Here is a 20,897-nt window from a genome sequence, read left to right as displayed (position 1 = left end):
GCGAAGGATCGATCGCGGTCGCGAGTGTCGTCGGTCACGCGGTCGACTGGCCGCGGTTCCTTACTTAAATCTCGGGGGAAAAAGTATTACCACGCGATCGGTTACCTTACGATAATGAAAGCGGTCCTCCTCGGCGTCGGACAGGCGGGCGGGAAGCTCACGGCCGCGCTCGCCGAGTTCGACGCCGACGCCGGCTACGGTGCGGTGCTCGACGCGCTCGCTGTGAACTCCGCGTCGGCGGACTTAGCGCCCCTCCCGCTCGACACGGTCCTCGTCGGTCAGTCCCGGGTGAACGGCCACGGCGTCGGCGGCGACAACGAACTCGGCGCCGAGGTGATGGAAGAGGACGCCGTCGAGGTGTTAGACGCGCTCGCGTCGAAGGTGAACGCCGACGCGGAGGCGCTGTTCGTCGTCGCGGGGCTCGGCGGCGGCACCGGCTCGGGCGGCGCGCCCGTGCTCGTCCGCGAGCTGAGCCGCGTGTACGACGTGCCCGTGTACGCGCTCGGGATCCTCCCCGGCCGCGACGAGGGGGCGATGTACCAGGTGAACGCCGGGCGCTCGCTGAAAACCCTCGTCCGCGAGGCCGACGCGACGATCCTGCTCGACAACGACGCGTGGCGCTCCTCCGGCGAATCGGTCGAGGGCGGCTACGCGGCGATCAACGCCTCGATGGCGAAGCGGATCGGGCTCCTGCTCGCGGCCGGTGAGTCGGTCGAGGGAGTCGCCGAATCGGTCGTCGATACGAGCGAGGTGATCAACACGCTGCGCGCCGGCGGTATGGCCGCGGTCGGCTTCGCGTCCGCGCCCGCGGCGGCGGACCCCGAGGAGAACGTCACGACCGTGATGAGTACGGTCCGGAGCGCGGTGATGACCGGGATGTCGCTCCCGAACGCGACCGAGGCGGACGCCGCTCTCGTCGCCATCGCGGGCGAGCCCGACCGGATCTCGCGGAAGGGGGCGGAGAAGGCGCGCAAGTGGCTACAGGAGGAGACCGGATCGATGCAGGTGCGCGGCGGCGACTTCCCGATGGACTCCGACCGGGTGGCCGCCCTGGTCCTCCTCGGCGGCGTCGAGCGCTCGCGCCGCGTCGAGGAGTTCCTCGAACGCGCGCGACAGGCGGTCAGAGACGAACCGGAGGAACAGCCCGACCCGGCCGACGCGTTCCGGAACGACGAGATCGACGACCTCCTCTGAGTCTCGTTCACGCGGACCGGCGGACTCGCCCGCTCGCGAGACAGGTTCCGCACCTTTTTGGTTCCCGCCGGTGGAGTCGCTTCCGATGAACAACCCGTGGGACGACTGGGACCACGTGCTGAAGGTCGATCCCGACAAGGAGCTGTACGGGGACGACACCTTCGAGGACGTCTGCCGGACCGGAACCGACGCGATCGAGATCGGCGGGACCCTCGATGTCACCGCGGAGAAGATGACACGCGTCGTCGACGCCGCCGCCGAGTACGACGTGCCGCTCTATCAAGAGCCGTCGAATCCGGGCGTCGTCATCGACTCGCCCGCCCTCGACGGCTACCTGATCCCGACCGTGTTCAACGCCGGCGGCCCGTTCTGGATCACCGGCGCGCACAAGGAGTGGGTCCGAATCGACGACCTCGACTGGAGCCGGACGCACACCGAGGCGTACATCGTGATGAACCCCGAGGCGTCGGTCGCCCAGCTGACGGAGGCCGACTGCGACCTCAGCGCCGACGACGTGGAGGCCTACGCGAAGGTGGCGGAGCGCATGTTCGGCCAGGAGATCGTCTACGTCGAGTACTCCGGCATGTTCGGGGACTCGGAGAAGGTCGCCGCCGCCCACGACGCGCTCGACGAGGCCACCCTCTTCTACGGCGGCGGGATCCACGGCTACGAGTCGGCCAACGAGATGGCCGCCCACAGCGACGTGATCGTCGTCGGCGACCTGCTCCACGACGAGGGCGTCGACGCGGTCCGCGAGACGGTGAAGGGCGCGAAGGACGCGTAAGCCGGTCTGAGGAATACGGCCGACGTACGTTTTCGGCCGCGTCAGTAGCCGTCGACCATGTTTTCGACGTACTTCGCGATCACGTCCACCTCGAGGTGGACCGGGTCGCCGACCGACTTCTCCGAGAGCGTCGTCAGCTCGTAGGTCGTCGGAATGATCGCCACGTCGAACTCTCCGCCCCGCTTCTCCGCGACCGTCAGCGAGATGCCGTCGAGCGTCACCGACCCCTTGTCGACGAGGTAGTCGCCGTAGGCTCCCGGGATCGAGACGGTGAACCGCCAGTCTTCGCCGACGCGCTCGATCGCCGTCACCTCGGCGACGGTGTCGACGTGCCCCTGTACGACGTGGCCGTCGAACCGGCCGTCGGCGGGCATCGCGCGCTCGACGTTGACCGCGTCGCCCTCGGCGACTTCGCCGAGATACGTCTTTTCGACCGTCTCGCTCGCGAGGAACACCTCGAACCAGCCGCCCTCCTCCGCGTCGATATCGTACTCCTCGACCGTGAGACAGGCCCCGCTGACGCTGATCGACTGGCCGTGGTGGAGGTCGTCGAACCCGTCGACGGCGACCCGAAGCCGGAGCCCGTCCTCGGTCTCGATCCGCCCGCGGACGGTCCCGGTGTCCTCGACGATGCCGGTGAACATACCGTAACTGGACGCGGGCGACACATATCGGTTCGGTGTTCGCTTGGGGCTCCTCTGCGGTCGCGCCCCACAGCTGCGGTCCGCCGGCGCCGCGCCCCTTTTGGCCCCCCGGGGCCAACGCGGTCGCAATGAGGCTCGGACTGACCGACATGGTCGGGTTGGCGGCGTCGCTGATATTCGCCCTCCCGCTCGCGAACTACGCGGTCATCCGTCTGTTCGCCGGCGAGGTCGCGCTCGGCGTCGGCCTGCTCGTCGTCGCCACCGCGATGGTCGTGCTTCCGCAGTACTTCCTCGATCCGGGGCGGATTCTCCGCGGACTGCTCGCGGGGCTGCTCCCACGGCAGCTCCGCGGACTGCTCGCTCTCGATACCCCCGAACCGAGATCGACCGAGGAGGAGACGACCGAGGCCGCGTCTGAGGAGTCCACCGCGGTCGAAAAGTGAGCGTCGGCTGCGATCGAGAAGCGAGCTTTCTGCCCGAAGTCACTCCCGCGCGCCCGGAACGATCCCGAGCGGGGACTCGGCCAGCACCTCGTAGCCGTCCTCGGTGACGACGACGAGGTCTCCCAGCCTGACGCCGCCGATGTCCGGGTCGTACACTCCCGGCTCGACCGTGACCACGTGGCCCGGTTGCAGCTCCGTTCCGCCCGACAGCGACGGCGACTCGTGGAGACTCACGCCGACGCCGTGGCCGGTGCCGTGGGTGAAGCCGGCCTCGCCCTCCCCCGCGTTCGGGTCGAACCCGTACGCGCCCAGTTCGGCGGCCGCCTCGCCGTGGACGGTCTTCGCGGGGACGCCCGGTTCGACCTCGTCGAGCGCGACCTCCCGAGCCGACTCGACCGCGAGGGACGCCCGACGCTCCCAGCCGCCGTCGCCGTCGACGACGAACGTCCGGGTCAGGTCACCGCGGTAGCCGTCGGGGCCGCGCGGCGAGACGTCGATCAACACTGTCTCGCCCGGCCGGATCGGGTCGTCGCCGACGAAGTGGCGATCGGCCGCCGACGGGCCGACGCCGATCGCGGTGTCGCCCGCGTCCCGGACACCACGGGCGGCGAGCGTCGCGTTAACGGCTCGGCGCAGCCGCTCGGTCGTCAGGGGGGTTCCCTCCCAGCGGAGGGCGGGCCTGCGGTTTGCGTCCGAGCCCTCGTCGGATTCCCTCCCGACGACCTCGCTTGCGGCCAACACGGTCTCGGCGCGCGCCATCCCCGCGACCGCCGCTCGCTGGACGCGACGGAGTCTGTCGATCTCGGCGCCGGTCTTCCGCGATCGGGCGGTCGGGACCGCGTCGGTCGACGCCAGCGCGTTGCCGGCGCGTTCGAGGTACACCGCCGCGTCGTGTGGGATCGACGGGGGGACGAGGAGGGTGCGGTCCTCTCGGTCGTCATCTCCGTCGTCATCGCCCTTCTCGTCGCCGAGCAGGTCGCGCACGATCGCCGCCGCGCGCTCGCCTGCGTGGTCGCCGACGCGCTCGCTCTGCACCTCGCGGGCGACGCAGTCGTGGAATTCGCCCTCGCCGTCGTTCGACTCGCCGTCGTCCTCACCGTCTCCTCGGTCGCGTGCGCCCGCCACGAACTCCCGTTCGGCCTGCTCGCGGAACAACGAGGGTGCACAGAGGACGGCGCGGCCCGCGGCGTCGTCGTCCGGAACGACCACCAGCGCGTACGGTCGGTCGGGACCGGCGAAGCGCGTGAGGTACCGGAGGTCGTCGTCGAAGCGGTCGCCGACCGCGACGAAGGCGTCGGCGTCGGCGGCTGCGACCGCCTCGGCGATCGGCGTGAGATCGGTGCGGAGCGGGCGAAGCTGGCCGGAGGCGGGGGCGTCGGAACCGCCGCCGCCCCCGTCACTGCCGGCGTCGTCGCTCCCGTCGCTCACGGCTCGGGTTCGGGGACGGCCAGCTCGGCCTGCACCTCTTCGACGAGCTCCTGTGCGGGCTCGTCGCGGAGTTCGTTAAAGAGCAGGACGCTGATCGGGAGCGTCGGCGCCCCGCTGATGAGGCTCTCCATGATCACGAGCCGCTCGCGGGCGCGGGACATCCCGACGTAGAAGACGCGGCGCTCGTTGTCGGTGAGGACCGGGACCGGGCTCGTGGTCTTCGTGAACTCCTCGACGCCGTCCACGTCGGTCGGGTCGTCGATGGAGGCGGCCATCTGCTCGACCACCTTCTCGGTGAGGTCGGTCGCGACGAACACGTGGTCGGCCTCGCGGCCCTTCGCGGAGTGAATGGTGCCGACGCGGACGCGGGTCGGGTCCATCCCCCCGTAGTCGCCGTCGAAGTACGCGCCCATCGACTTCCGCTGGAAGCTCGTCACCTTCCGGACCATGTCGTCGGCGCTCGCGGTGTCCGGCATGAACGGGATGAACTCGTCGAGCTCGTCGGTCGTCACCGCGAGCTGGGCGACGTCGTCGGCGTCGGCCGCCTCCTCGCGGTCGTCGAGGAAGTCGTAGAACTCGTCGCGCTCGTGGGTACCGAACGCGGAGTCCTGCAGCATGTCGGCGAGCCGCCGGGCCTCCAGCCCGTTCACGGGATCGCCGGCGTCGGCCTTCTCGATGGCGCTGACGTAGTCCTGCACTCGATCCGTCCACATCCGGCCGTCGGTCAGCATCGTGAACGGGATCCCGTGGTCGATGAACTCGTCGATGAAGTCGAACATCTGGTAGCGCGCGCGGAACAGACACATCACGTCGCCCTCGTCGTCCTCGACGGTGTACCGGACGTTCCGCACGAGTTCGAGCATCGACGGCGACTCGATCGCCTCGACGGAACCGCCCTCCTTGCGGGGGTGGAGGTCCTTCTCCTGTCGCTTGTCGATGTGGCGGATCTCGGCGTTAACGACGTTGAGGATCTCGGAGGGGAGCCGGTAGGAGTTCGGGAGGACGACGTCCTCGTCGACGTCGGTGTCGAGGAGGAGGTCGGGGTCGGCGCCCTGCCACGCGTAGACGACCTGGTCGTCGTCGCCGGCGATGAGCACCTTCCGCATGTGCGGCTTCCACTCCTCGAAGACGTTGTACTGCAGCGTCGTGATGTCCTGGAACTCGTCGATGATCAGGTAGTCGACGTTCGGCACCAGCGAGCGCTGCGCGACGCGTTCGAGCATGTCCGCGAAGCCGACCAGGTCGTGGTCGCCCTTGTAGCCGCGCCACGCGCGGATCGTCTCGGGGATGTCGATCCGGTCGTCGTCGGAGGGCCACGTCGGGGTGTACTTGTTCCCCTGCTGGGCGTTGGGGTCCTCCTCGGGCGGGAGCCGGACCTCCTCGACGTTCCACTGGAAGGGCACGTCGTACCAGTCGGCCACGTCGCGCTCGGTGCGCTGGAGCCACTGCGAGGTGGCGATGATCTTGTTGCCGATCGTCGTCGACCGCGCGGTCCGACGTCCGGCACCGCCGTGCTGGTCCTCGAACTCGATGCCGTACTCCTCACAGAACTCCTCTTTGTCGCTCTCGCCGACCACGTCGCCGCGCGACAGGTCGAGCAGCTCGTACGCCTTCGCGTGCATGGTACAGACGTTCCCCTGGAGGCTGCGCGGGGAGATGTCGAGTCGCTCGGCGAGTCGCTCGCGGATCTCGGCGGCTGCAGCGCGCGTGTACGAGACGACGAGCACGTCGCGGACGTCGGCGTTGTCGTCCTCGAGGATCCCCTCGACGCGGTCCAGGAGCGCCGTGGTCTTCCCGCTGCCCGGACCGCCGAACAGTCGCGTCACCGTGGGATCGGTCATTATCTACTCCAGACTCCGGTTCTCCTTAAACGCCGTGGCTCGGCCCGTTCCGGAGGGAACACCGCGTCGGACCGTCTCCGCGTCTTCCGTCGGGGTGTCGACATGGTCGGTTCGGGAGAGTGGCGGACTCAGTTGCTTCGCGTCGCCCGCGCCTCGCGCACGTCGGCGCCGTCGCGGACGAGGTCCTCGCAGGCGGGGCAGACTCGGGGCCGATCGACCTCGTTCGGCGTGAACACCCGAACGTAGTCGGTCGTGACGAACGAACCGCAGTTCTGGCAGGTCGGCATACTCGCCACTATCGATTGATACCACATAATACTGCCGCCAAATGTGGTCGAAAGAAAACCGCTAACCGACCGTGCGACGCCGTCGGCGTCAGGTCGGACGCCAGTCGCACACGTCACACTGCGCGGTTCCCTCGGGGTGTAGCGCACCGCACTCCGGGCACTGAAGCTTGTTATAGGATCGCTCCCAGCGTACGATCTCCGTCTCGTGGCCGCGGTCGGACAGGAACTCGTCGAACACGTCGTCGTCCGCGCTGGGTGCACTACTAGACATGCATGCTAGTGAATGCCATGCGGGTATAAATATCTTGTTGCGGCTCTATCGATCTGCGAAAACGGCAACGAACGGTCGGGTTTCACCGACAGAACTGTCGAACCTCACGACGCGGCTCGGGCCGTCCCGTTACACTCCGCTCTGTCCGATCAGTCGGCCGCTGTCGGGGCGGTTCCCGAACCGGAGTCGGCGCGGTCGGTCCCGGCCGTCGCGTCTGCCTCGCCCTCGTCGTCGAGCAGCGTCTCGGCGTTCGCGATCACGAAGCCCGCGAAGCCGACCCGCAGGATGAAGTCGATGTACTCCAGCGTCACCGCCTGCGTGAACGCGTCGAAGACGCCGAACAGCTGGAGCATCGCCCACGTGATCAAGATCCCGAAGACGAACAACACGAGGTTCCGCGTCTTCCGGTAGAACAGCGCCCGCCGCGGGGACCGCCGCCGCGCGGCCGCCGCCACCGGGCCGAAGTAGAGCAAAGCGAGTAGCGCGTACCCGACGACGATGGCCGCGGTCGCCGCGAGCCCGACCGTTCCGTCGGCCACGTCGGCCACGTCGTAGGCGGTCCGCATGAGGAGGATCGTCGCGACGACGACCCCGATGTACCGGCGGCTCGCCCCCGCGACAAACGCCGCGAACCCGAACAGGAGTGGGTAGGTCGCGTAGTCGCTAACCGTCTGTGGCAACACCAGTTCGCCCGTGCCCACCGGCACGGCGCCGATCCCCGCGCCGCGAGCGGCGACGAGCACCGAGGCGGCGGCGACCACCGCGACGAACGGGTAACAGTACCGCCGCGCGGCCGGCCGCTTCAGCCGGACCGCCGCGAACAGCGCCACCGCCCAGCCGCCGTACAGGGCCGCGGAGACGAACCGCACCGTCGACGGCTCGATCATCGGTCCACCTCCCCGCCGTCGGCGGCAGGAACCGCGGCGCGGTCGCCGCTCGGCGTCTCGCCCGCATCGCCGTCTCCGGTTCCCGCGTCACCGTCTCCGGTTCCCGCGTCATCGGTCCGCGTGTCGAACTCGTCGAGGCGACGCTCGAGCGTCCGGGTCCGGTCCGACAGCGACGCGGCCGTCTCGCGGACGGTCTCCATCGTCGCCGCGGTCTCGTCGGCGGTCTCCGCGAGGGATCGCGCCCGGTCCGCGGCGGCCTCCGCGGTCCCGTGGACCTCGTCGACGGTCGCCGCGATCGCCTCGACGCCCGTCGCGCCCTCGTCGGTCGCCCGCGCGATGTCCGCCATCGCCACGTCGACGTCCTCGACGGTCCCGGTGAGCTCCTCGATCGCGTCGCCGGCGTCGCGGGCGGCCTCCGTGGTCTCGTCGAGCTCCGCCATCGTCTCGTCCATCTCCGCGGCCACCGCCGCCACGTCGCCGGTCACCGCGTCGATCGTCTCGTCGATCTCCTCGGTGGACGCCCGCGTCTCCTCCGCGAGCGACTTCACCTCGTCGGCGACGACCTCGAAGCCGTCGCCGTCGCCCCCGGCGCGGGAGGCCTCGATCGAGGCGTTCAGCGCGAGGATGTTCGTCTGTTCGGCGATGTCGGCGATCATGTCGGTGGTCTCGCCGACCCCGTCCATCCGGTCGTCGAGCCCGTCGATCAGCTCCTGCAGCTCGCCGAGCAGGTCGGCGATCGCGAGGACGGAGTCGACCGCCTCGGCGGCGTGTCGCTCGCCCGCCTCGCCGAGTTCGGCCGCGTCCGCGGCGTCGCCCGCCACCTCGTCGGTGGTGGAGGCGATCTCCTCGACCATCGCGGAGAAGTCGTCGGTCTCGTCGGTCGCCTCACGGAGCCGATCCGTCTGATCGTCGAGCGCGCCCGCGAGCTCCCGCATCTCCGTCGCGACCGTCTCGTTCATCTCCGCGACGTCGTCGGCGCGCTCGGCCATCCGTTCGCCGGTCGACTCCACGTCCTCGGCGAACGCGTGGAGGTCGTCGAGCGTCGCCGACAGGTCCGCGGCCATCTCGTTGTACGCGCCGGCGATCCGCGCGATCGCGTCCACGTCGGCGTCCTCGGGCAGCCGTCGGGTGAAGTCGCCGTCGGCCGCGTCCTCCATCGCCGAGCCGATCCCCTCGGCGTGGTCGAGGAGGTCGTCCGTGAGCGCCTCCGCCTCCTCGCGGGCCGCCTCCGCGTCGGCCTGCGCCCGCTCCGACTCCGCGACCGCGTCGCGCAGCGAGCGCCGCATCTCGTCGACGGCGCCGAACAGCCGCCCGATCTCGTCCGGTCGGTCGGAGTCGGCGCTCGCCTCGAAGTCGCCGTCGCGGATCGCCTCCGCGACCGCCGTGAGCCGCCGCAGATCCACCCCGACGTTCCCGACGAGGACGATTCCCAAGAGCCCGAGATTGAGCGTGACCACGACCGCTGTGGCGCTCAGCGCCGCGAGCCCCGCCTCGCCCGTGCCGACGGCGGCGACGTGCGCGCCGAAGATCGCGAGGAACGCCAGCGTCGTGCCAAGCGCGAGCGACACGAGGACGCCCACTCGGCGCCCGTAGTGGTCCGTTATTGAGCCGAGCATAGATTGTTACTCGAAGGTGGATATGTGCGTCATATAGGACTAACCGTCGAGTTATTGAGTGTGATAATCTGTCTGCGCCCCCGCCGACGCCCCTTTCACGCCCGGACGTGTGGAGTTCGCCATGCCGACCGTCAGCGACACCTACATCGAGAACCGTCAGCGCGTCCAGCCCACCCACACGAACAACTACGAGTCGGCCCACGGGGGCAACGTCGTCAAGTGGATGGACGAAATCGGCGCGATGTCGGCGATGCGCGCCGCCGGCGAGACGTGCGTCACGGCCAAGATCAACGGGCTCGACTTCAAGCGACCGGTGCCGCAGGGCGACACCTGCATCGTCGAGTCGTACGTGTACGCGGTCGGGCGAACGAGTCTCCGCACGCGGATCCGGGCGTTCCGCGAGTCCCCCCGGACCGGCGAGCGCGAGTTGACGACGGAGTCGTACTTCGTGTTCGTCGCGATCGACGCCGACGGGACCCCGACGCCGGTGCCCGAGCTGACGGTGGAGGGCGACCGGTGCCGGAAGCTGCGGGACGCCGCGCTCGCGGCCGAACCGGACGAGGAGCGCTGAAGGTCAGTAGTCATCCGAGACGCCGAGCCGCCGCGTGCCATTGGGGCCGGCACGTACCGACTCCGGATATATCCGCGTCCGGCGGCCGCCTCGGACGCGGACCCCGACCGGCTCGCCGCGGACGTTGCTGGCGGCGGAAACATCGGATATCAGAAAGCTGAGTTATAAACAACTTGATCACGGAAATTTTCGCAGTCCGAGTGGAGGTGAACCGCCGGTTCCCAGTGGTCCGGAAACTCATCTTTTATAATTAATGAACGTGATGTACTTCGCGTCGTATGTGGGTGGTAACCTGTCACATGAGTCGGGGACGGAATCGTGTCAATGAGAGTGGCCGAGGGGGGAAGCCATGACCACGGGGATCGACGTTGCTGTAGCCGCCATCCCGCTGCTTCTCGCTGGCGTGCTGTTGGTCGGGTTGCTCTGGCCGGCGACTCGCGCCATGCCGGTGGCGTGGCTCGCGGCCCTGGCGATCGGATACACCGTGTGGAGCATGCCGGTGAACTGGCTGGCGGCGGCGTCGGCGAGAGGATTTATGACCGCGATCGAGATCCTCTGGATCGTCTTCGGTGCGCTCGTGCTGTTGTACACCCTGATGGAGGCCGGTGCGTTCGACCGGATCAATCAGGGGTTCGCGACGGTCAGCGACGACCGACGCGTGCAGATCGTGTTGATCGCCTTCTTCATGGCGACGTTCATCGAGGGCGCCGCCGGGTTCGGGACGCCCGCGGCGGTCGTCGCGCCGCTGCTCTTGGGGCTCGGCTTCCCGGCGCTCGCGGCGGTCGTCGCCGGGATCATCGGGCACATCATCGCCGTCACGTACGGCGCGGTGGGGACGCCGATCGTGGTCGGGATCCAGAACCCGATGGAGAGCGTCGAGTTCACCCGCACCGCGATTCAGGACGGCGGGATGACCGTCCAGGAGTTCTCCGTCAACGTGGCGGCGTGGGCGGCGACGTATCACGCCTTGGTCGGGTTCGTGATGCCGCTGTTCGCGGTCGGGATGGTCGTCTACTTCTTCGGCGACCCGGACGACCGCTCGCTGGCGCCGGCCTGGGAGGTCGCGCCGCTCTGTCTGGCGTCGGGGATCGCCTTCGCCGTGCCGTACTGGATCTCGGCGTGGTTCCTCACGGCCGAGTTCCCGTCGCTCATCGGGTCGATGGTCGGCGGCGCGATCATCCTGAGCATCCTGCGCGCGGGGTACCTCCTGCCCGACGACGAGTGGGAGTTCCCGGAGCGGGAGAGGTGGGCGGACCACTGGGTCGGCTCGATCGAGCCGGGGCAGTCGAACGGATCGAACGGCGGGGGCGCGGACAGCCGCGGCGGCGTCTCGCCCGAGGCCGAGGCGGCCGACCTCAGCGGCGTCGAGGACATGTCGCTGCTGAAGGCGTGGTCGCCGTACGTCCTGCTCGTGGTCCTGCTGGTCGTGACGCGCGCGGTCGGACCGATCTCGAACTTCATCAACCAGGACATCTTCATCGTCAGTTGGAACGAGATCCTCGGCACCAGCCTCGACGGCGCCGTCGCGTGGATGAACGTACCGGGCTTCTGGCTGCTCGTGAGCGCCGTGCTCGCGATCCCGATCTTCAGCATGTCCGGCGAGGAGGTCGGTGACGCCTGGAAGGAGGCCGGCCGGAAGATCGTCTCGCCGTTCATCGCGCTGGTGTTCGTCATCGCCATGGTGCAGGTGATGCTCCAGTCCGGCGCGCATCCCGGTAACACGCCGGGCGGCGTCAGTATGATCGTCCTGCTCGCGCAGACGACCGCCGACCTCCTCGGCGTCGCGTACCCCGCCGTCGCCGCGCTGATCGGCGCGCTCGGCGCCGCGATGGCCGGGTCGAACACCGTCTCGAACATCACCTTCGGCGCGTTCCAGTTCGAGGCGGCGACGCAGCTCGGGCTCCCGCGGACGATCATCGTCGGCGCGCAGGCCGTCGGTGGCGCCATCGGGAACCTCGTCGCGATACACAACCTCGTCGCCGCGCTGGCGACGGTCGGCCTCCTCGGACAGGAGGGGCGGGTGATGCGGCTGAACCTGATCCCGCTGCTGTACTACGCGACGGGCGTCGGGCTGCTGTGTCTGCTGTTCAGCTACGTGCTGTTCCCCGGCGTGTTCTGAACGCCGGAACGGTACGGCGGTGCGGCTCTTTTCACAACCGATCGACGATCTGGAAAGAGCGCTCCCAAGTCCCGGCTTCTCGCTTATAAATAACCAGCAGCGAATCAGCAGTGGACACCTCCAAAGCCCCAGTCGCGAGGGCTCGGGGGCCTTGCTGTCGTTCGAAAGGCGCTGCGCGCCTTTCGTGATGTCGTCAGAACGCAAAGCGTTCTGACTGCTAGCCAGAAATCACCGATTTCTGGCGATGACGGGAGAGCTTCGCTCTCTCGAACCGCGGTCCTCGTCACTCGTTCTTGCGGTCTCGCCGGCGGCTCCGCCGCCGGCTGTCAGAGGGACCTCTAGTCCCTCACTACTCGCACCCTGCGAGCGCTCGGCGGCGCGCGCCGACCACGTCGTTCCGTATACGTGACCGTCGCAGTCGCTCACTCTTTTTAAACACCGTATGGTCGATGTCGATCTGATTCACCCACTTCCGGTGTCGCTCGTCACCCGCCCCGTACTGGGGATGCTCGAGATGTGTAATACGGGTAGATATCGTTCGCTGCTCGTCTTCGCGCGGGGCGGCGGCGAAAATCTGCACCCGAGGGAAGCGTCGCGGGGCCCGTCGCCCGCGACGGTGACTCAGTCGTCCGCGGGCGACGCACTAGCCGCGCCGGAGTCGGTCGCGTCGGCGACGGCGTCGGGCGCGGGGCCGGTCACCGCCTCGGCGACCTTCTCGATCGGATGCGGCGGGTTCTCGGCGTCGGCGTCGCGGTCGCCGAGCTGCGACCGACAGGAGGCGCCCGGCGCGGTCACCGTCTCGCCGTCGCTCTCGTCGACCTGATCGAAGAGGATCCGGCCGATCGCCTTCGAGATGTCGTAGTGCTCCGACTCGTAGCCGAACGAGCCGGCCATCCCGCAACAGGAGGAGTCGAGCGGGTCCACGTCGTAGCCGGCCCGACGGAGCACGCCGACCGCGTGGTGGTCCTTGTTCGTCGCCTTCTGGTTGCAGTGGCCGTGGTACGTGAGGGACTCCGCGGGCGCGTCGAACGCCAGCCGCTCGTCGACCCGACCGGCGTCGAGGTACTCCAAGACCCCGTACGCGGCGGCCGACACCGTCTCGACATCGTCGCCGTCGAGGAGGTCGAGGTACTCGTCCTGGAACATCACCGCGTCCGAGGGCTCGACGAAGACGACGGACTGCCCCTCGCGGACGCGCGGCGCGAGCGCCGCGACGTTCGTCTCGGCGCGCTCGCGGGCGTCGTCGAGGAAGCCCGTCGAGAACGCCGCGCGGCCCGAAGGCGCCAGATCGCCCGGCACCTCCACCCGAACGCCGGCCGCCTCCAGCACCTCGACGGCGGCCTTCCCCGCCGCCGGGTAGCTGTAGTTGGTGTACGTGTCGGGGAACAGCGCGACCGTGTCGACCGCCTCCGCGGGGTCGACCGTCGACCCGCCGCGCGCCTCGAACCACTCCTCGAAGCTCTCGGAGCGGAACGTCGGCAGCTTGCGGTCCGGGGCGATCCCCGCGACCGCGTCCATTACCCTCCGGGCGCCGGGGATCTTCGTCGCCGCGTTCGACACCGGCGCGAGCGCGCTCCCGAGCGCCGAGAAGCGGTCGATGTCCCGGAAGATCCGCTCGCGGAGCCCGGAGCCCTCCTCCTCGTGGTGCTCGTGTTTCACCTCGGCCTTGAGCTTCGCGAGGTCGACGCCGGTCGGACAGTCGCTCTGACACCCCTTACAGCCGACGCAGAGCCCGAGCACCTCCTCCTGGAACCGGTCGGAGTGGATCTCGTCGTCGTCGAGCTCGCCGCTGATCGCGGCTCGGAGCATGTTCGCCCGACCGCGGGTCGCTTGGACCTCCTCCTCGGAGGCGCGGTAGGTCGGACACATCACGCCGGAGTCGACCTCCCGGCAGGTGCCGCAGCCGTTACACAGCTCGACGAGGTGCGAGAAGCCGCCCTCGTCGGAGAAGTCCAGCTCGGTCTGCGGCTCGATCGACTGGTACTCCGGTCCGTACCGGAGGTTCTCGCGCATGTCGGTGTCGGCGGCGGTGTCGGGGTAGCCCCGCTCGGCGGCGGTGTCGCCGTCGACGTAGACGACCTTCCCGGGGTTCATCCGCCACTCGGGATCGAACGTCGACTTGAGCTCTTGGAACGCGCTCCAGAGCGCCTCGCCGTACATCTTCGGGTTGAACTCGGTGCGCGCGAGGCCGTCGCCGTGCTCGCCCGAGAAGGCGCCGTGGTGCTCTATGACGAGGTCGGTGACGTCGTCGGCGATGGAGTGCATCTTCTCGACGCCCTCCTCCTCCTTCAGCGAGAGGATGGGCCGGATGTGGAGGGTTCCGGACCCGGCGTGCGCGAAGTACGCCGCCGACGTGTCATGGTCGGTGAGGACCTCCTCGAACTGCCCGACGTACTCCGCGAGCTCCTCGGGCGGCACCGTCGCGTCCTCGATGAACGGGTACGGCTTCGGGTCGCCCTGCATGCTCATCAAGAGGGGAATGGCCGCCTTCCGGAGGTTCCAGAGGTCGGCTTGGGCCTCGTCGGTGTACGCCTCCAGCACGTCGAACGCGTCGCCCTCCTCGACGAAGTGCGCGTTCGTGTCGGCGATGGCCTCCTCGAAGTCGTCGACGAGTTCGGAGTCCCACTCCAGCATGAGCGCCGCCGTGGCGCGGTCCGGGATCGGCTCGGCGTACTGCGCGAACTCCTGCGAGTCCGCGGCGAGCGAGAACACCTCGTCGTCCATCAGCTCGACCGCGCTCACGGGGAACTCCAGCGCCTCGGGGACCGCCTTCATCGCGTCGACCAGCGAGTCGAAGGTGTACAGCGCGAGCGCCGTCTCCTCGGGGCGCGTGACGAGCGACACCTCGGCCTCGACGATCGTGCCGAGCGTCCCCTCGGCGCCGACGAACAGCTTCGAGAGGTTGATCACCTCCTCGCCCTCGTCGTTCTCGTAGATTGCCTTGTGGAGGTTGTACCCGGACACCGAGCGCTTGAGGTTCGGGTACTTCTCGTCGATCTCGGCCTCGTTCTCCTCGACGAGCCGTCGGGTGGTCTCGTACAGCGCGGCCTCCTGATCGCCTTTTCCGACGATCTCCTCGTACTCCGGCGAGTCCAGGACGACCTCGCGGGTGTGGATCAGCGAGCCGTCCGCGAGCACGACTCTCAGCTCCTCCGTGTACGCGTCGGTGATCCCGTATCGCACCGAGTGGGCGCCCGTGGAGTTGTTGCCGATGCCGCCGACGACGGTCGCCCGCGCGGAGGAGGCCGGGTCGGGAGCGAACTTGAGTCCGTCTTCGGCGAGCCGGTCGTCGAGGTGGTCCTGAACGACCCCGGGCTGGACCACCGCCCGGCGCTCGTCGGGGCGGACCTCGACGATCTCGTCCATGTACGTCGAGAAGTCGAGCACGACACAGCCCGGGCCGACGCTCTGCCCGGCCAGCGAGGACCCGGTTCCTCGCGGGATGACGGGGACTTCGTGGTCGGCCGCGACCTCCATCGTCGCCTGCACGTCCTCGACCGAGCGCGGGATCACGACGCCGGCGGGGCGCGCCTGATAGATGCTCCCGTCGGTCGCGTACAGCACCTGCGCGTACTCGTCGAACTGGACGTCGCCGGCGACGCGCTCGCGGAGGTCCTCCGCGAGCGCCCGGTAGGCGGGCACGTCCGGTCGATCGTGACCGAGCGCGGCCGCCGACGTGTCCAGGTCGGGAGTGCCACTTCCCCGCGTGGGCTCAGTTGCCATACGATAACCGGGGGACGAGACGTGAATAAAACCTTTGTTAATGATACTTTTGCGGGAGCGCGCGACCTCGCCGGGATTTATTGTGTCGCCGCGATACCGAGGCCCATGGAGATACTCCACACGTGCCTCAACGTGGCCGACGCCGACCGCACCGCCGACTGGTACGTCGAGCAGCTCGGGTTCGAGCGCTCCTGGGAGTTCACGACCGCCGACGGCGACACGCGCAACGTGTACGTCGCCGACGACGCCGGCGTCGAGTTCCAGCTGTCCGACACCGACGGCGAGGAACCGGGCGACGACGGCGACCGCTACGACCACGTCGCTATCGGCGTCGACGACGTCGACGCGACGTTCGAGGCGATCGACCACCACGGCGTCGTGAAGGAGCCCGGCGACCAGCCGGAGGCCGGCGCGCGCACCGCCTTCGTGAAGGACCCCGACGGGCACGCGGTCGAGCTGATCGAGCCGTTATAAGCGGCGCCGGGAAGCGGGGGCGGGATTTATCCGGGCTGCTGGCGCAGAACGGTTCACGCCCCGGTGAGAGCTATCTCTCGGTCAGTACGGACATAGCGGCGCTCGATAGCGAGAGCGGGTGTTACAGATCGCGGTGACGAGACGGTGTTTAAAAGGAGAGTGAGCGGCTGCGACGATCACTTATAAAGAACGACGCGGGGGCGTGCGCAGCCCGCACGAGGTCGCCGGCGCTGCGCGCCGGCTGCCAGAGGGACCTTCGGTCCCTCGCTGGAGTCGGTCGCCCGAAGCAACGCGGAGGGCGACCGACGAGGCTGGGGCTTTGGAGGCCTTCACCGCAGACCAGTCGATCGCTTATAAATACCCGCCAGCGGCACCGCTCGACTACTTATAAACAACCACTCACCCAGCCTGATACACTCACTCCCGTGATCGACTACTGCCGCTCCGGAACGCGCTCGACGCGAAAAAGTCGGTGTGTCGGAAGCGCCCGAGTCGAAGTCGGGCGCGGCCTTAGAGGATCCCGGCGGCCTCGGCGGTCTCGACGATGTCCTGGGCCATCTTGTTGGTCGCCTCGTCGACCATCTGGCCGTCGACGCTCACGGCGCCTTTGCCCTCCTCCATCGCCTCGGCGTAGGCGTCGACGATGCGCTTGGCGCGCTCGGCGGTCTCCTGGTCCGGCGCGAACACTTCGTTACCGATCTCGATCTGCGACGGGTGGATCGCCCACTTGCCGTCACAGCCGATCATGTTGGCGTTCTCGGCGGACTCGCGGAAGCCGTCGGCGTCCTCGATGTCGGCGTACGGGCCGTCGAGACACGGCAGACCGGCCGACTTCGCCGCGGAGTTACACTCGGAGAGGGCGTGGTGCCAGTAGTGGCCGGGGTACTCCGGGAACTGGCCGATGTCGAGTCCGGGCGTCCCCATCGCCGCGGAGTAGTCGCCCGGGCCGAAGATGATCGACGAGAGCCGGTCGGAGGCGTGAGCGATGTCGTGGACGTTGTGGATCCCCTCGCCGTCCTCGATCTGGGGTTCGAGCCCGATCCCGCCGACCTCCAGCCCGTTGTTCTCCTCGACCTGTGCGAGCAGGTTCTCGACGGTGTGGACGTCGCTGGCGGACTTCACTTTCGGAACGATGATGTCGTCGATGAACTCGCCGGCCTCGCCGACGACGGTGATCAGGTCGTCGTACCACCACTTGGTGTCGATGCCGTTCATCCGGAAGCTGAGGACCTTGTCGCTCCAGTCCTCCTCGCGGGCGGCCTCGATGAGGGGTTCGCGAGCGTCCGGCTTGGCGTTCGGCGCCACGGAGTCCTCCAGATCGAGGAACACCTCGTCGGCGTCGCTGTCGGCCGCCGAGTGCATCATTTTCTCGTCGCTCGCAGGCGTTGCAAGCTGCGTCCGGCGAAGGGTAACGTCCGTCATATAGCGAGTCTATCATGCTTATCCATGAAAATAAAGATACCTTACGCGGGGGTATTTTCTCTGAGTCAGGACCGAGTGAACCTCGCGTGAGGCCGTCCTCCGAGACCGCCCTCCCGATCGAAGTCACTCACCGAGCCGTCGACCGCGAAAACCCGTCGGAGCTCGGGCGGAGCCGGCCCCGGTCGTTCAGTCGTCGGCCGGGGCGCGCGGTTCCGTCGGGGGGTCGCGCTCCTCGCGCCCGTCCGCCGGGTCGTCGACGGCCTCGGCGTCGGAGGGCTCGTCGAGACGCGCGTCCGCCTCCTCGGACCGGTGGCGCTCCCGGATCCCCTCGACCGAGCGCGCCTCGGAGTTGTGGTGACACATGACAACTATCAACACGAATTGTCCGCTGATAAGGATTACGCCGAGACCGGGGCGAAAACGACTACAACTGGTATCCTAGGGCTTCACGAGCACCTTGACCGCCTCGCGCTCGTCCATCATGCGGTACCCCTCGTCGACCTCGTCGCCGACCGCCTCGACGATCCCCATCGGCTCGCGACCGACCGGGGAGCCCTCGTCGCGGTCGCTGTCGCCGCGGTAGAACCACAGGTCGGAGCCGCAGACCGCCGTGTGAGTCACCCGGCCGATAGCGTCGGTCGGGGCCTCGATCTCGGGGCGCGGTCGCTCCTCGACGCCGATGTCGCCGGGACCGTTGCAAATGGCGGCGCGCATGGAACCTGCTACCGGCGCGCGTCACAAAAGGGCGTGGTCGGTTCCGAGAACTCAGTCGGCGCCGACCGACGGCTCGTACTCGGAGATCGGTTCGCCGTCGATCCGGGTGAACAGCGTCGCCAGCGCCGGGCCGCTCACGTTGTGCCAGACGCTGAACAGCGCCGGGATCAGCGCCGCGATGGGATCGAAGAAGGCGGTCGCGAGCGCGACGGCCAGCCCGCTGTTCTGGAGGCCGACCTCGAACGCGCACGCTCGGGCCCGGTCCTCGGCCATCCCGGTCAGCTTCCCGACTCCGTAGCCGGCGCCGAGACCGAGTCCGTTGTGGAGGACGACGGCGACGGCGACCAGCGCGCCCGCGGTGAGGATGTTCTCGACGTTGAGGCCGACGACGGCGGCCACGATGGCCACGATAGCGACGACGCTGATCGCGGGGAACACCGAGAGCCCGACCTTCGCCGCGGTCGGCGCGTAGCGGTCGAGCAGCAGTCGCAGAACGAGCCCCGCCACGACCGGGACGAGCACGACCCAGATGATGGTCTCGGAGAGCTGCGCGAAGGTGACCGAGATCTGCTCGCCGGCGAGCGCGACGATCCACGCCGGCATCACGAGCGGGGCGGCGATCGTCGTCACCGTCGTGATCGTCACCGACAGCGCCACGTCGCCGCGGCCGAGGTAGGTCATCACGTTCGAGGCGGTCCCGCCCGGCGCCGCGCCGACGAGGACCAGCCCGATGCCGACCTCCCACGGGAGCCCGAGGACGACGACGAGCGCGTACGCGAGCGTCGGCATCACGAGCCACTGCGCCGCCGCGCCGATCAGCACGTCGCGCGGGCGCTCCACGATGCGTTTGAAGTCGTCCGGCGTGAGCGTCAGCCCCATCCCGAGCATGATCACCCCCAGCAGCGGGGTGATGTAGTCGGCGATCGGCGTGAACGCCGACGGCGCGTACAGCGCGGCCCCGGAGGCGACGAGAACCCAGAGAACGAAGTACTTGCTCGTGAACTCACCAACCCGTTCGAGTCGGTCCAGTGCGGTCATCTCGTCGGCGTTTGCCCGACCGACTGAAAGGGCCTACAGTTCGGGCAAGGTTCTCCGTCTGTCCCGCGAGGCGCCGCTGTCGCCTTCAGTCGTCGCTGTCGCCTTCAGTCGTCGCTGTCGCCGTCGCCGCCCCGAGGAGTTCGTCGCTCGCGGGCACCCCCTCCGTCTCCTCGACGCGCTCGAACCGGACCGCGACGACCTGCCCCTCCGCGGTCGACGCGAACGCGAGGTCGGCGTCGGACCGGTCGGCGACCCACTGCGCGAGCCACAGCCCGAGGCCGTCGGTGTGGCGCATCGAGGTCTCGTAGCCGCGCCGGAGGGTCTCGACGGTCTCCTCGGGGATCCCCGGGCCGTCGTCCGCGACCCGGAGCGCGGCGTCGTCGCCGACCCGCCGGACCGAGACGTCGACCCGTCGCGCGTCGCCCTCGTTGTGTACCACCGCGTTCTCGATCACCTCCGACACGAGGACCTCGGCGAGCGGGTGCGCCCGCACCCGACACGCCGCCGCGACGGGGGCGTCGAACTCGACGTCCGGGTGTTCGGCCCGGAGCCGCTCGATCACGCCGTCGACGACATCGACGAGGTCCACGCTCGCCTCCACGTCCTCGTCGGCGCCGTCGGGACCGATCACTTCGCCGATGTGGCGGGCGTGCTCGCTGACGGTCAGCAGTCGATCGACGTTCTCCGCGACGACGGCGACGCTCTCCTCGCCGCCGTCGGCGCGCTCGCCGAGGAGTTCGACCCGTCCGCGGACGACCGTCATCGCGTTCCGGATGTTGTGGCGGAGCACCCGGTTCAACACCGTGAGCTGGTCGTTCGCCCGTTCGATCTGGTCTTGCGCGCGCTGCTGTCGCGCGTCGGTCAGCCCGAACGCGAGCCCGAACACCGACCCGACCGACGCCGCGCCGACGATGACGACGGACGGCCCCTCCGGCGGCGGGCCCTGGCTCAGCTCGTAGGTGACGAAAAGCAGCGCGACCGCCCCGAGCGTCAGCGCCCCCAGCGCGCTCCAGCCGGTGACCCGGAGGGTGTACGTCGGGGAGAGCGGCGACCGAGCGACCGGGACCGTCGCGGCGACGACGAGCGCGCTACACGCGATCGGGACCAGCGCGCCGGTCACGATCGCGGTCGGGTCGCTCATCGCCGACAGCGAGGTCAGGTGGTATCCGAGGGGGACGAGGCCGACGGCCGCGAGCAGCCCCAGCTCCCCGGCGTTCCGGAGCCGTGTCGTCCGCATTAGTGTCGACTCGTCGTCACGGGATTTAACGGTTCCCGGTTCGGTATCAGCTCGAAAAATCGGGGACCGAAATCTGACGCCGGGAGTCGGTGAACGCGGTCCGTCGCGATTGCGTCTCGCCGAAGCCGGGGAACCGGCGTTCGCTTGCCGGTATCGGTGACGGACCGTCTCACGGTCGACCCGCCCTCGACGCGGGACGAACGG

At 68.9% G+C, this 20,897-nt stretch carries 18 protein-coding genes and 1 pseudogene; 6 read left to right on the top strand and 13 right to left on the bottom strand.

Annotated elements, in window-relative coordinates:
* Positions 1-114: 114 nt before the first annotated feature.
* Entirely contained in the window at positions 115-1,194 is a 1,080-nt protein-coding gene (locus FGL94_RS11090; protein WP_144924873.1) for a tubulin/FtsZ family protein, read from the top strand.
* A gap of 85 nt (positions 1,195-1,279) precedes the next feature.
* Positions 1,280-1,978 (top strand): phosphoglycerol geranylgeranyltransferase, encoded by a 699-nt coding sequence (locus tag FGL94_RS11085; RefSeq protein WP_144924870.1) that lies wholly within the window; start codon positions 1,280-1,282, stop codon positions 1,976-1,978.
* A 41-nt stretch (positions 1,979-2,019) separates the two neighbouring features.
* On the opposite strand, the gene FGL94_RS11080 is transcribed toward FGL94_RS11085, so the two are convergent.
* Positions 2,020-2,622, bottom strand: a complete 603-nt coding sequence (locus tag FGL94_RS11080) for a riboflavin synthase (protein WP_144924867.1) — start codon at positions 2,620-2,622, stop codon at positions 2,020-2,022.
* A 128-nt stretch (positions 2,623-2,750) separates the two neighbouring features.
* On the opposite strand from FGL94_RS11080, the gene FGL94_RS11075 reads away from it, so the two are divergent.
* Positions 2,751-3,065, top strand: coding sequence for a DUF7533 family protein (locus tag FGL94_RS11075; protein WP_144924864.1), 315 nt, complete (start codon positions 2,751-2,753; stop codon positions 3,063-3,065).
* A gap of 39 nt (positions 3,066-3,104) precedes the next feature.
* Here FGL94_RS11075 and FGL94_RS11070 read toward each other — a convergent pair whose 3' ends face one another.
* From FGL94_RS11070 to FGL94_RS11050, 6 genes are all read right to left on the bottom strand, one after another.
* On the bottom strand, positions 3,105-4,493 hold the full coding sequence (locus FGL94_RS11070; protein ID WP_144924861.1) for a M24 family metallopeptidase: 1,389 nt from the start codon (positions 4,491-4,493) through the stop codon (positions 3,105-3,107).
* A complete protein-coding gene (locus tag FGL94_RS11065) occupies positions 4,490-6,334 on the bottom strand; it encodes a UvrD-helicase domain-containing protein (protein WP_144924858.1) in 1,845 nt (614 codons plus the stop codon). Before FGL94_RS11065 ends, FGL94_RS11070 begins: the two co-directional genes overlap by 4 nt.
* 128 nt (positions 6,335-6,462) lie before the next feature.
* Entirely contained in the window at positions 6,463-6,621 is a 159-nt protein-coding gene (locus tag FGL94_RS18335) for a DUF7563 family protein (protein WP_008002314.1), read from the bottom strand.
* An 88-nt stretch (positions 6,622-6,709) separates the two neighbouring features.
* On the bottom strand, positions 6,710-6,892 hold the full coding sequence (locus FGL94_RS11060; RefSeq protein WP_095635507.1) for an HVO_0416 family zinc finger protein: 183 nt from the start codon (positions 6,890-6,892) through the stop codon (positions 6,710-6,712).
* 149 nt (positions 6,893-7,041) lie between these two features.
* Complete coding sequence (locus FGL94_RS11055) at positions 7,042-7,779, bottom strand: G protein-coupled receptor family protein (RefSeq protein WP_144924855.1); 738 nt, start codon at positions 7,777-7,779, stop codon at positions 7,042-7,044.
* Positions 7,776-9,395: a methyl-accepting chemotaxis protein gene (locus FGL94_RS11050; protein ID WP_144924852.1), complete on the bottom strand. Its 1,620-nt coding sequence runs from the start codon at positions 9,393-9,395 to the stop codon at positions 7,776-7,778. The genes FGL94_RS11055 and FGL94_RS11050 overlap by 4 nt, the downstream gene beginning before the upstream one ends.
* 121 nt (positions 9,396-9,516) lie before the next feature.
* Here FGL94_RS11050 and FGL94_RS11045 point away from each other — a divergent pair, with 121 nt between their 5' ends.
* On the top strand, positions 9,517-9,966 hold the full coding sequence (locus FGL94_RS11045; RefSeq protein ID WP_144924849.1) for an acyl-CoA thioesterase: 450 nt from the start codon (positions 9,517-9,519) through the stop codon (positions 9,964-9,966).
* Between the two features lie 349 nt (positions 9,967-10,315).
* On the top strand, positions 10,316-12,085 hold the full coding sequence (locus FGL94_RS11040) for an L-lactate permease (protein ID WP_144924846.1): 1,770 nt from the start codon (positions 10,316-10,318) through the stop codon (positions 12,083-12,085).
* Positions 12,086-12,706: 621 nt separating this feature from the next.
* Here FGL94_RS11040 and FGL94_RS11035 read toward each other — a convergent pair.
* Positions 12,707-15,808 (bottom strand): FAD-binding and (Fe-S)-binding domain-containing protein, encoded by a 3,102-nt coding sequence (locus tag FGL94_RS11035; protein WP_144924842.1) that lies wholly within the window; start codon positions 15,806-15,808, stop codon positions 12,707-12,709.
* Between the two features lie 105 nt (positions 15,809-15,913).
* Between FGL94_RS11035 and FGL94_RS11030 the strand changes: the two genes are divergently transcribed.
* Positions 15,914-16,282 carry a VOC family protein gene (locus tag FGL94_RS11030; protein ID WP_144924840.1) on the top strand — a complete coding sequence of 123 codons (369 nt, stop codon included), beginning with the start codon at positions 15,914-15,916 and terminating at the stop codon, positions 16,280-16,282.
* A gap of 510 nt (positions 16,283-16,792) precedes the next feature.
* Here FGL94_RS11030 and FGL94_RS11025 read toward each other — a convergent pair.
* The 5 genes and pseudogenes from FGL94_RS11025 to FGL94_RS11010 form a co-directional block, all read right to left on the bottom strand.
* Entirely contained in the window at positions 16,793-17,704 is a 912-nt protein-coding gene (locus FGL94_RS11025; RefSeq protein WP_144924838.1) for an HpcH/HpaI aldolase/citrate lyase family protein, read from the bottom strand.
* A gap of 186 nt (positions 17,705-17,890) precedes the next feature.
* Positions 17,891-18,067 (bottom strand): hypothetical protein, encoded by a 177-nt coding sequence (locus FGL94_RS18330; protein ID WP_186313393.1) that lies wholly within the window; start codon positions 18,065-18,067, stop codon positions 17,891-17,893.
* 135 nt (positions 18,068-18,202) lie between these two features.
* A pseudogene (locus FGL94_RS11020) lies at positions 18,203-18,418 on the bottom strand (alcohol dehydrogenase catalytic domain-containing protein); the annotation flags it as partial.
* Between the two features lie 51 nt (positions 18,419-18,469).
* Positions 18,470-19,456, bottom strand: a complete 987-nt coding sequence (locus tag FGL94_RS11015; RefSeq protein ID WP_144924835.1) for a bile acid:sodium symporter family protein — start codon at positions 19,454-19,456, stop codon at positions 18,470-18,472.
* Between the two features lie 85 nt (positions 19,457-19,541).
* A complete protein-coding gene (locus tag FGL94_RS11010; protein WP_144924832.1) occupies positions 19,542-20,693 on the bottom strand; it encodes a sensor histidine kinase in 1,152 nt (383 codons plus the stop codon).
* Positions 20,694-20,897 lie beyond the last annotated feature (204 nt).

This window comes from Halorubrum salsamenti, assembly GCF_007671685.1.
Taxonomy (GTDB): Archaea; Halobacteriota; Halobacteria; order Halobacteriales; family Haloferacaceae; genus Halorubrum; species Halorubrum salsamenti.
This window is presented reverse-complemented; position numbering and strand designations above follow the sequence as displayed.